Source organism: Acinetobacter sp. RIT698, from assembly GCF_009668065.1.
Classification (GTDB): Bacteria; Pseudomonadota; Gammaproteobacteria; order Pseudomonadales; family Moraxellaceae; genus Acinetobacter; species Acinetobacter guillouiae.
The window spans coordinates 1-10190 of record NZ_WJYH01000086.1; the positions used below are offsets into that span (position 1 = coordinate 1).

Here is a 10190-nt window from a genome sequence, read left to right on the forward strand (position 1 = left end):
GAATCATTTGGATGTTATTTAATTTATTTTGTCATGTGACAAAGTAAATTAAATAATGGGACGATATCATAATGATTTAAATAATCAATTTTTTTTGCATAAATAATTGTAAAAATTATACGATTTTTATAATCAATTCTTATGCGTTGATTGACTGACTATCTTCATGTGTCACTGAGAAAATACACTTAAAAAAAACACTCAGATGAGCAATCGCGAATTTCAAAAAAAAATTAAATTAGACCAGAGCTAATGGCTTTTTACCGTGGATATTGTGCGCAATTTTTAGCGATTTTGTGATTAAACCCGTTTCCAAATGGATACCATAGATTTGTATAAGTCTTCTGTAATTCTATTCATATTGGATCATGCTTTGCGCATACTGAGATCGCTCAATGTAGACAGTAAGTACAGTGATAACTACATCAAAAGGCTCCTTAGCTTATGAATTTTATTATTAATTTGATGAAATTTTTCATGTAGTTAAATATGCACTGTTTCGTTAAACAGCATCTAGAATCTAGTAATTTTTTTAATTAATGAAGTGGTAATCTATGAAAAGTTTGACCAAGAATATTCTGATCATCGGTGGAAAAGGCAAAAATGGACGACGCGTCGTAGAGAAATTAAAGTCGCATAAATTTAATCCAATTGTCACTACTCGTACCATCAATGCGCATGTAGAAAATGAACGGTATTTTGATTGGAATGATAGCAGTACATTTGGCCCAGCACTGAAGAATATTGAAATCGTTTACATTGTTCATCCAGATACTTCAATGTCAGGAGCAGAACAACAGATTGAAGGATTGATCACAGAAATGATGAATCAGTCTGTTTCCAAAGCTGTATTATTATCAGGCAGAGGTCAAGCATCTGTTGAAAAGTGTGAAAAAATTTTAATGCAGGCTGAACTTGATTGGACGGTCATTCGTTCAGCATGGTTTAACCAAAATTTCAGTGAAGGTCATTTTCTACATGGCATAAGATCTGGCGAAGTGACGTTTATGGCAGATACTGTAAAAGAACCATTCGTTGACTTGGAGGATTTGTCAGATGTTGTGGTTGAATGTCTGACTGATGATTTACATAACGGCAAAATTTATGAAGTCACAGGATCAGAGTTATTGACTTTTGCAGAAGCGGTGAATGCTATCGGAGTAAAGCTTAAGCGAAATATACAGTATCAATATCTTAATCAAAAAGCATATAAACAATATCTGCAAAATGCAGGATTGGATAATTTTATTGCAGAACATATGGCGCAGGCATTTTTTGAAATATTAGATGGGCGAAATGAAAGTATCGGCAAAGGTGTTACTCAGGTTCTGGGGCGAGATCCGATTAAATTCACTGATTTTGTAAAATCAAATAAATTCTAGTTTTATGATTTATAAGGTAGTAAAGCGATGTCTTCAGAATTATCAATTTCACAGAAATATTTAACCAAACTGGGCGTGGAAGGTGAGTATTTACCTACGCTTGAGAGTCTAAAAAAGTTGTTATTTCTACATGTAACCAGCATCCCGTTTGGAAATATTTCTTCTTTTCTTGGTGATAACGTGTCTATGGAATTATCACAGATCGCAGATAAATTACTTGATCAAGGACGAGAAGGCTATTGTTTGGAACAGAGTACGCTGACTAGAACAGTATTAAGTGAACTGGGATATGAGGCTTTTAATCTTTTGGGGCGCGTATATTATCAATCTCAACCTATAGAAGCTCCGATTCGTACTCATCTGGTGACTGTGGTAAAACTGGTGGATAAATTATATTTATTTGATCCCAGTTTTGGTGGAACGACTCCGACTGCCGTTCTTTCACTGGATAAGCTCGGGGAAATTCAGAATACACCGCATGAAGCTTTCCGTTTTATTGATGTAAAAGACAGTGGTGTTGCTGAAAGTGCCCTGACAGGTGTGAAGATTATGCTTCAAGCTTATATACGTGATGAGTGGGTCAATATTTATGCACTTGATCCAGAACAGAAAGTCTCGGAGTCGGATGCTGTGATTGCCAATTGGTATATTGCAACATCACCAGATTCTATATTTACTCAACATTTGATGCTTGCTGCAGTTACTCCAGATGAACGAATAAACTTAAGTGGAACGACTGTAAAGATCCATGGTAAAAATCATTCAATAAAAAAAGAGCTCACAAGCGAAGATGAATTTCGCGAATATCTTGAGAAGTATTTTAAAATTAATACACCACAATTGAATGTAGCTTTAATATTTAAAAAAATAATCAATCCTGCCAAGTGAAAGATGCGCTTCTAAGAACAACAAGCAACGCTTGCAACTTGTTAAACAGACCTGAATGAATCATCGAAAACAGGTATAAGTCAGATTCACGATAATCATCAGGTTGCAGCTTGCGCATATTTTCAGCATAGTATGTCAGTGGAATATCATCCTTGGAATTAATATTCAATATATGAATAAATAGGAAGTCTCAGAGAAAATCTCAAGAATGAATGGAGGAAACTTTGAGTCTAAAGCTACGAAAAAACCGTGCGCCTTCGCCAAATAATGTCTGTCCCTTGAGTAAGAGTATGGCACTGCTACGGGGCGCTTGGACTGCAGAAATTATCTGGTGTTTAAGTGCTGGACCACGTCGATTTGGCGAGTTAAGAGCTGACTTGCCATCAATTACTGCAAAAGTATTGACAGAACGTCTACGTCATTTGGAAAGTAAAGGAATTATACAACGTCTGCCAATCCCGACATCGCCACCCTCTGTAGAATACAAATTAACAGTTATTGGTGCAAAATTCCTACCCGCTATTCACGCAATCGCCAAAGTTGGTGATGAACTCAAATTTGGCATGCCAGATTCCGAAGCAGACTTAAATGAATACTAAAGCTAACTATTAAAATACTTTGATTTAACAATTTTGCACAATACATTGTTAATAAGCGCAGTTGTGTTTTACTCCTGTGCAGGATTATTTTTAAAGGATTCTCTAAACTCAGAAGGTGAGTAGTTAAATGTTTGGGAGAATACTCGGCTGAATGCAGCCTGAGAGGAATAGCCAACAAGCTCAGCAATATGAAAAATACTTTTTTGCGTGGTTAATAGCAATTCACTGGCTAATCGCATTCTCAGCGATTTTAAATATTGTATTGGGGTGGTCCCGACAGATTCAGTAAACTTCTTGTAAAAGCTTGATTTTGAATAATTAGTACACTTAGCAAGTTCTTCAACAGTCCAGTCAAAATGCGGATGATTATGCATTAAAGACATGGCTTTACTGATCATCGGTTCCTGTAATGCTGAAATCCAGCTTCTATGATTCGGTTCAACAGTGCTAAGCCAACAACGAATTGACCAAATAAATAAAAGATCAATAATTCTGGTCAGCATAATCTGACTGCCTATCGAAGGTGCTTTAAGTTCCTGTTGAATTGCATGAACAGTGATTGGAACCCATTCCGCAATAATATTTGTGGCTTTGCAGGTAAAAGGGACGTGAATGAAAGCAGGCAAACCCTCGGCAATGGCTGAGCCATAAATACCTGAAAAATCAATTGTACAGGTGATGATTTTAGCATCCTGAAATGCATCTGTACTCAAGCTTATACTGTGAAAGTTACCAGGTAAAACCACAGCTATGTCGCAATGTTTCAATTCCAGATGATGTTCCAGATCGTTCATTGTTAAAAGGCATTTTTCTTTCTGAATAATATGTATATAGCCATGATTTGGGGAAAATTCTAGTATTTCTCCAGGTAAAAGAGTTGAAATACTATGGATTTTGCCTGCTATACCTGATAACCGATAGATATCAAAAAAAGTATCTGAAAACGAACTAAGCATATTTTTGGAATTCTGAGAAAAATACTGTTTCTGCAAAAACTTTGCATTCTTGGTGATTGTTAGCTTGTGATTTATGTCTAATAATCATTGCAAGAAGCTTTGACTGACCAAAAGTATCAATTATTAATTCGCTCTTAATAGTTATGCCATGAAACTTCTTGAAAAGCTAGATCACTTGAATATGAACATAATAATTTTATGGAGTAGCGAATGGGTTTAAAACTTATGATTATATCGGTACATGTTTTTTGTAGGGAGCAGCTACCTTTTTAGCTGGTTAATGATTTTGCGAAATATCGGAAAATCTGAGGTTGTGAAAAGCATAATAAAATATTGAAAAAGAGATATAACATGGACGTTATAAGCCACTATAAAAAACATCTGTTGTTGCTGTTGGTTGTCTTATTTCTTGTTGGAATAGTATGGTATTTAAAACCAGAAACCAATACTGTAATAGCCCCATCAAGTTCAGACTCCGCGTTACAAAATCAGCAATCGGTAAGTACTGTTGCGTCAGTTTCTGATACTAATCAACAAGTCTTAAAGTTTCATGGTGTTATGCCTGAGTTGGCACCATCACTAAGAGGAACAGAGGTGAATTGTCCTTTACAGGTTGATACTAAAGGGCAGTTGGTTTTATCTCGTGGAATTCGTGACTGCTTCGATTATTTTCTTTCAAGTATTGGTGAAAAAACGGAAAGCAGTATTGTTGCTGATATTCGTCAATACCTTGCTGGTCTTCTACCAACGACTGCTCAACCTTATTCTTACCAACTACTTGGTAAGTATATTGATTATCTACATCAGCGTGAAAAGTTACCTGCAGCACAGTCCAATAGTGCAAAGGACTTTAAAACAGTTGCGTCAGCCATGGTTAAACTTCGCAGACAGATTTTTACGCCACAAGAAGCAGATGTATTTTTTGCGCAAGAAGAAAGCTATGACCAATATACAATCGCACAATACGCGATCAATAATGATAAACGCTTAAGCACAGATCAGAAGGCAGAAAAAAGTGCAGCATTGCTGAATGAACAGCCAGAAGACCTGAAAGCAAGTATGCAGCCGATTTTACAATACAACCAATTACAGGAATTGACCTCTGAAATTAATCAACGTGGAGGTTCAGCGAGTGAGCTGTACGAGATGCGTAAAAAATTAGTGGGTGCAGCGGCAGCAGATCGCCTGACTCAGGTTGATTTACAGGAAAGCCAGTGGCAAAAAAAAGTGGATAGTTATCTTGCAGCAAGGGCACAAATTACGGCGAGTCAGCAAGATGCGGTTCAACAACAGGCTGCAATAAATGAATTACGCAATAGATCTTTTAGTAGCCCAGAAGAACGAATCCGTGCACAGACTTTTGAACAGATGCAGGCTAATTCGAATAAAAAAGTGGCTGAATAGGCAATGAGGAAACGATCAATAACAGAAATATAGCATTGAGAATTAGACAAGGAGATTTTCAGGGAAATATTTTGAAGTATCAAGAAATCAATGTAATACAAAAATAATGTTCAAATATATGGAGTCTTGAACAATGAAGAAAGCAATCCCGGCCTTGGTATTTGGGGCCATCATATTCACATCGGTTAATAGCTCAGCAATTGTAACTACAAGTTATCAAAATTGCGGTATCAAAAACGATCAAGCTGGTTGTAGTCAAACATCTGCAACAGATTGGGGGCTGTTTTCTAAAAAAACAGATTATGCCAAAACTAAATATCCGTTGGTGTTTGCACATGGTTTATTCGGTTTTTCACAGATTGGACCTGTCAATTACTGGGATAGAATTCCTCAGGATTTAAGCCGTCAGGGTGCAAATGTATTTGTCACCAATACATCTTCTGCTAACTCTGACGCTGTGCGAGGTGAACAATTACTTAAACAAGTTCTCACGATTCAGGCCTTAACAGGTGCAGAAAAAGTTAACCTGATTGGTCATAGCCAAGGTGTGCAAACTGTACGCTATGTTGCGGGTGTTCGTCCTGATTTGATCGCGTCAGTAACAGGTATTGCGGGCTCAAATAAAGGTAGTCCGGTTGCAGATTTGGTGGAAACACTTATACGTAAACCCGCCAGTGTAATAGGCTTTGATAAAACTATCGGAGCTATAATCAATACGTTTACAGGTATAGAAAGCTTTCTGGGTGGTACTTCTAGTAATGGTGGAACATATGATCAAGATGTTTTAAGTGCACTTGCAGGATTGACCAAGGCTGGAGCTGGTGAGTTTAATGCCACTTTCCCTCAAGGTATTCCAGTGACTGAATGTGGGTCAGGAGCTGCCACAGTGAATGGTGTGAATTATTATTCATGGTCAGGTAACGGTGGACTTACAAATTTATTAGATGGTTCATCCTACGGGTTGCTTGCTGGTCAAGCATTTATCAAATTGACCACTGGTAGTGATAGTGACGGTTTGGTACCAGTATGTTCATCTCATTTGGGCAATGTCATTCGCGATAATTATCCTCAGAACCATTTGGATGAGATCAATCAGATACTGGGACTTGCTGGCTCTGGTGCTGGTGCAGATCCCGTTCCGTTATATGGTCAGCATGCCAATCGTTTAAAATTGGCAGGTTTCTGATTTTTAAATTCAATGTTTTTTCATGAGGAAAAGTAGGAAATTAGTTTTCTACTTTTCCTTAGTTTAAGGTCGTTAGCAAAAATAATGGATGAAAAGCATAAATTTTAGAGTGTCATTATTTTAGTTAAGATAAATGATAAATCATTGAGTAGGTCCATCGCTTTTTGTTCATCTAATTCAGAAGTGGTGATACGGATACCTTTAATATCCTGGCCTAATGAAAACTCTTTTCCAAGTCTGACTTTCCATCCCATTAGCGCGAGTTGATAGGCTATTTCCTGAGCTTGTTCATGTTCGATCCATAGATTTAAACCATCACAATAACCTAGATCTAGAAGGTTTTGATCCAATAATTTTTTAACGATTTCTTGATTTTTTGTCTGATAATGTATTTTTGCTTTATTCATTAATTGATGAACTTTGTCCGATGTCATGAGCGAAAATATCATCTTTTGTAATATATGACTCACCCAGGTACAGTTTGGATTTAGTTTCATCCTTAGTCTGGTCGCAGTCTGAGGATCACAATTGATAAATGCAAATCTAAAGTCTGGACCTAAAAATTTTGATACAGATCTTATCACCGCCCAATGTCTGGTAGATTCAGGCACAATATGATAATAAGGTGTTGTGGCAAGTAATGAAAAGTGATCATCAATAATAATGAGTACATCAGGGTATTCAGAAAATAACTGATGTAATTCTTGTGCCGTTTTAGCATCAAGACTATAACTGGTCGGATTCTGCGCTCTTGGTGTAATGACAATTGCTTTGGCTTTTTGCTCTAGTGCTTTTCTTATACTGTGAATATCATAGCCATGTGCTGTAACTGGGAAAAACACCATATTAAAGCGATTCACCTGTAAAGTATGAATACTGGTAATGAAACCTGGTTGCTCAATCGCAATACTGTCAGATTGGATTAAATGTGCATTGAGAATTCTTTCAATTGCATCTACCGCACCATGGGTAAATTCAATTTCAGCAATTTTATGGCTGATGTCAGCAAAAACTTCATTTCGAGCAAAGGTCTCCAAATCTGGAAGCTTGGTACTGTCACCATATAAATACGGTGCACTAAAATTAAAGTTGATGTCATGTAGCTGAGGTAAAAAACCTTGGCATGGATTTCCATGCGCGAGGTCAAAAAATGTTTGATTTGTTTTTTGAAGGTTTTCAAAACTATTAATTTGTGGATTTTTACGGACTTGGGTACCTGCACGGCCTTTGGATATGACAATCCCCATTAAGGCTAAATCTTTATAGGCGGCAGCGACAGTATTACGATTTACTTCCAGCTCAGTGGCTAAAGCACGAATATTGGGTAATAATTCCCCCTCCTTCAAAATCCCATTCTGAATAAGTTCTCGAATACTATTTTGAATGTCCTGAGATGTTTTACCTTTAATTTCAGCCATATAGATCCAATCATTTACTTTAAAACCTGATCAAGTTATTTAACCAGTCTTCAAGTACAAGTTTTGCTTTGTCTGCCAGTATATTGCCATAATATTGATTCTCAAGTCTTAAATCCAGAATATCTATCTTATGTTGCTTTAATTCATCACTATGACCGATGAGCCATCTTTCAAATTGTTTAGGATCGGCTTCAGCATGGAACTGTAATGCCATAATATTACTCCCTACACTAAATGCTTGATTTGGATAATAAATTGAGCTAGCTAAGTGCGTGCCAACAGTCGGCAAATCAAATGTATCACCATGCCAATGTAAAACGTGTATACCTTCAAGAAACCTTAAAGGTGATGCAAATGCCTGAGCACTCAAGGATAAACGCCCCCATCTTATTTCTTTGATATGGCCGGGATATACTCTTGCACCTAAAGCAGTTGCAATCAGTTGAGCACCCAAACAAATACCAAAAGTTGCATAATTGGTTATTAATCGTTGCTTCAATCCCACAATGATTTCTTTTAGATAAGGGTAGGTGATTAAGTCATATGCACTGATTGGCCCGCCAAGAATGATAAGCGGGTCCTTTTCTTGTAAGATAGTACTTAGGTCATCTACACCTGCTTGAAAAACGCAAATGTCATAGCCCATCTGTTTAAGTACGGGGCTAAAGCTTCCGGTATCCTCAAAACTTAAAAATTGGATCACATTAATAACTTGGTGTTTTATCATGTTCATGTTTGTCTCTCGGTGAAATAAGTGTGGATCAGTGCTATGAATCAAACTGAATTAGATGACTCTTCATTCTGTTGAAAAACTAAATCAGCAGTTGTATTTTGATAAGAGTATTGAGAGGACAACGTTCTCATCTGACCATTTTGATAAATAAGAACACGCATATCTTCAGTCACTTGTACAAACTCAACGTCAATAGGATCAATTGCTGTTAATGTTGCGATGAGTTGTTGAATCGAATTTTGTGAAGCAAGATGATTGGGTGTAAAAGTACCGAGTAACTTTTTTTCTCGATATATATTGATCTGATAATGAGTTTTCATCGTGATGCTCTATTCAGTAGGCCAGTAATAACTGTCTGGTTTGGAACGTGCGCCAAAAATTGCTTGTCCAATCCTGATATCTGTTGCACCTTCAGCGATCGCAAGTTCAAAATCTCCAGACATGCCCATTGAAAGCCGTTGTATCTCTGGGTGCTTTTTTGAAATTTGATCTCTTAGGGTTCTTAAAAGCTGAAAACACTGCCTGACCTCATTAGGGACATGGCTATGTATTGCCAGAGTCATCAATCCAACGATTTTTATGTAGGTAAATGGCAGACATTGTTCTATGAAATGTTCTAGCTCGTGAGGCTGAATGCCATATTTACTGCTTTCGCCTGATGTATTGACTTGGACAAAGACAGGCATAACCCGATTTTCTTTTTCTAAGGCGCTATTCAGTTTGTAAGCAAGTTCGACGCGATCTAAGGCATGGAATTCACTGATAAATTGGGCTACATATTTCACTTTATTGCGCTGTAGATGCCCAATCAGCACCCATTTTAAATTGCTAAGTTGTTTTAGTTCTTCATATTTACTCTTGGCTTCAAGAACTTTATTTTCCCCTACACAGTCATATCCTAGAGCGTGAATTGCTCGGACATGTTCTGCTGAAAAGGTCTTACTGACGGGCAATAATCTGATTTCAGAAGGATCTCGATTCACCTTGAGGCAGGCTTTCTCAATCGTTAATTTAATTTCACTCAGTCTGTCTGAAATAATTTCTTTGAGCACAACATTGACCTATGACAAAACTATTTATTGTATAGAACAATATCATGGGCGAGTTCAATAAACAAATGCTTAAAGAACACCTCCACTCAGCAGAATTTATTTTTGCTACCTGAGCAAGAACAAAGCCCTGCTTTGTTTGCAGCGCAAGGCGTAGCGGTGACTAGCGTGTTTTTGCCGCTACGTGTTAGCTTGTGAAATGATGTTTCTGATCATTTGGAATGACTAAATTTCGTATTTTGTGCCTGCTAACGCCTAATAAACACACGTAGTCGCAAACGTAGATGAGTTGTCAACAGACTCTTTACCATTGCTCATGTTCAGTGGATTGGCTGATGCAAATGACAGTATGAGTAAAAAATGTCTAGGTTTTGCGATTGGGCAGCATCAAGAAAATGCTAAAATTTTAAATATAAAATATTTGAAGCTGGAGCGTATTCAAATCAATCATTTTGATGACTATATTGGAAAGTAATATGTTTCTAGAGAAGTTATTGGAAAAATGCAGAAGGATAAAAAGCAATAATTAATTTTTTATCTATTATCAAATAATGAACATGTTATGTCCTTTATTT

Annotated in this window: 11 protein-coding genes; 6 read left to right on the forward strand and 5 right to left on the reverse strand. The window is 37.0% G+C overall.

All coding sequences use genetic code 11. The features are described 5' to 3' along the window. Positions 1 to 554: 554 nt before the first annotated feature. From GJV03_RS20665 to GJV03_RS20675, 3 genes are all read left to right on the forward strand, one after another. Positions 555 to 1382 carry an NAD(P)H-binding protein gene (locus tag GJV03_RS20665; RefSeq protein ID WP_105713623.1) on the forward strand — a complete coding sequence of 276 codons (828 nt, stop codon included), beginning with the start codon at positions 555 to 557 and terminating at the stop codon, positions 1380 to 1382. Between the two features lie 27 nt (positions 1383 to 1409). Further along, positions 1410 to 2270, forward strand: coding sequence for an arylamine N-acetyltransferase (locus GJV03_RS20670; RefSeq protein WP_154131015.1), 861 nt, complete (start codon positions 1410 to 1412; stop codon positions 2268 to 2270). 290 nt (positions 2271 to 2560) lie between these two features. Beyond that, positions 2561 to 2869, forward strand: a complete 309-nt coding sequence (locus GJV03_RS20675) for a helix-turn-helix domain-containing protein (RefSeq protein ID WP_004717116.1) — start codon at positions 2561 to 2563, stop codon at positions 2867 to 2869. Between the two features lie 68 nt (positions 2870 to 2937). Here GJV03_RS20675 and GJV03_RS20680 read toward each other — a convergent pair whose 3' ends face one another. Then, positions 2938 to 3825 carry an AraC family transcriptional regulator gene (locus tag GJV03_RS20680; RefSeq protein ID WP_056518198.1) on the reverse strand — a complete coding sequence of 296 codons (888 nt, stop codon included), beginning with the start codon at positions 3823 to 3825 and terminating at the stop codon, positions 2938 to 2940. A 351-nt stretch (positions 3826 to 4176) separates the two neighbouring features. Here GJV03_RS20680 and GJV03_RS20685 point away from each other — a divergent pair, with 351 nt between their 5' ends. Further along, positions 4177 to 5229 (forward strand): lipase secretion chaperone, encoded by a 1053-nt coding sequence (locus tag GJV03_RS20685; protein ID WP_216070505.1) that lies wholly within the window; start codon positions 4177 to 4179, stop codon positions 5227 to 5229. Positions 5230 to 5362: 133 nt separating this feature from the next. Next, a complete protein-coding gene (locus tag GJV03_RS20690; protein WP_154131016.1) occupies positions 5363 to 6415 on the forward strand; it encodes a triacylglycerol lipase in 1053 nt (350 codons plus the stop codon). A gap of 104 nt (positions 6416 to 6519) precedes the next feature. Here GJV03_RS20690 and GJV03_RS20695 read toward each other — a convergent pair whose 3' ends face one another. From GJV03_RS20695 to GJV03_RS20710, 4 genes are read right to left on the reverse strand one after another with little or no spacing between them, the layout of a single operon-like run. Next, positions 6520 to 7833 carry a GntR family transcriptional regulator gene (locus tag GJV03_RS20695; RefSeq protein WP_056518202.1) on the reverse strand — a complete coding sequence of 438 codons (1314 nt, stop codon included), beginning with the start codon at positions 7831 to 7833 and terminating at the stop codon, positions 6520 to 6522. A gap of 19 nt (positions 7834 to 7852) precedes the next feature. Beyond that, entirely contained in the window at positions 7853 to 8566 is a 714-nt protein-coding gene (locus tag GJV03_RS20700; RefSeq protein WP_056518203.1) for a glutamine amidotransferase, read from the reverse strand. A 41-nt stretch (positions 8567 to 8607) separates the two neighbouring features. Continuing rightward, a complete protein-coding gene (locus GJV03_RS20705; RefSeq protein WP_004717105.1) occupies positions 8608 to 8886 on the reverse strand; it encodes a hypothetical protein in 279 nt (92 codons plus the stop codon). Between the two features lie 9 nt (positions 8887 to 8895). Beyond that, positions 8896 to 9618, reverse strand: a complete 723-nt coding sequence (locus GJV03_RS20710; protein ID WP_004717103.1) for a YggS family pyridoxal phosphate-dependent enzyme — start codon at positions 9616 to 9618, stop codon at positions 8896 to 8898. A 286-nt stretch (positions 9619 to 9904) separates the two neighbouring features. Here GJV03_RS20710 and GJV03_RS20715 point away from each other — a divergent pair, with 286 nt between their 5' ends. Further along, entirely contained in the window at positions 9905 to 10090 is a 186-nt protein-coding gene (locus GJV03_RS20715; RefSeq protein ID WP_166782079.1) for a hypothetical protein, read from the forward strand. The last annotated feature ends 100 nt before the right edge of the window (positions 10091 to 10190 follow it).

Coding starts and splice junctions, on each gene's coding strand:
- GJV03_RS20665 (WP_105713623.1), top strand. CDS start 555: ATGAAAAGTTTGACCAAGAATATTCTGATCATCGGTGGAAAAGGCAAA.
- GJV03_RS20670 (WP_154131015.1), top strand. CDS start 1,410: ATGTCTTCAGAATTATCAATTTCACAGAAATATTTAACCAAACTGGGC.
- GJV03_RS20675 (WP_004717116.1), top strand. CDS start 2,561: ATGGCACTGCTACGGGGCGCTTGGACTGCAGAAATTATCTGGTGTTTA.
- GJV03_RS20680 (WP_056518198.1), bottom strand. CDS start 3,825: ATGCTTAGTTCGTTTTCAGATACTTTTTTTGATATCTATCGGTTATCA.
- GJV03_RS20685 (WP_216070505.1), top strand. CDS start 4,177: ATGGACGTTATAAGCCACTATAAAAAACATCTGTTGTTGCTGTTGGTT.
- GJV03_RS20690 (WP_154131016.1), top strand. CDS start 5,363: ATGAAGAAAGCAATCCCGGCCTTGGTATTTGGGGCCATCATATTCACA.
- GJV03_RS20695 (WP_056518202.1), bottom strand. CDS start 7,833: ATGGCTGAAATTAAAGGTAAAACATCTCAGGACATTCAAAATAGTATT.
- GJV03_RS20700 (WP_056518203.1), bottom strand. CDS start 8,566: ATGAACATGATAAAACACCAAGTTATTAATGTGATCCAATTTTTAAGT.
- GJV03_RS20705 (WP_004717105.1), bottom strand. CDS start 8,886: ATGAAAACTCATTATCAGATCAATATATATCGAGAAAAAAAGTTACTC.